Here is a 597-nt window from a genome sequence, read left to right as displayed (position 1 = left end):
ATTTTGTCGCAAGGCTCAAGCGTCTTACCGCCAGTGAAGATTTCGACGGTCTCGACTCCCTGCTGAAAAAAGAAGAGGCCCAGCGCACCGAGGCCGAAACGCAGGCAGCCGCCCAGTCAGAGGCAGGCGTTGCCATCACAACACCTGATAATCCTGCACCCACTCCTGACCAGGCGGCTGGCCAAACTGTAACACAAAAACCGGCGGCATCCACCGAAACAACGCCCGACCCCAAACCAGACGCCGGTGCAAATCGCACAGAAACCCCCGATTCTGTGCAAAACGCACAGCCAGAACCGGAAGCAGTAGAACCAGAAGTCGACCCAAAAATCCAGAAAGCCATCACCACCCTGCAAACCCAGTGGGAAGAGTTGATGGACGAGCCACTGGACACCACCGGTCTCGACATGAACGACAAAGACTCGGTAATCAACTTCGTCGATTCCGCCAAAACCAGTCTCCAGCAGGCTAAGGCCCAGCAGAAACAGATCAAGGCCGACCCGAAAACCCGACCGGTCATCGGCCCCAAAGCCCGCGTCTACCTGAAAACCAAACTGGGCATGACCGACGAGGCCATTGACCAGCACAAGCGCCCGA

1 protein-coding gene is annotated in these 597 nt (G+C 57.1%); it reads left to right on the top strand.

Annotated elements, in window-relative coordinates:
• Positions 1 to 597 (top strand): hypothetical protein (locus AK963_RS34335; RefSeq protein WP_202969969.1); only part of this gene is annotated, 597 nt, incomplete at both ends.

It is taken from the genome of Endozoicomonas atrinae (genome assembly GCF_001647025.1).
GTDB classification, from domain to species: Bacteria; Pseudomonadota; Gammaproteobacteria; order Pseudomonadales; family Endozoicomonadaceae; genus Endozoicomonas; species Endozoicomonas atrinae.
The sequence above is the reverse complement of the archived record's forward strand: the minus strand, read 5'-3'. Positions and strand labels throughout refer to the sequence as shown.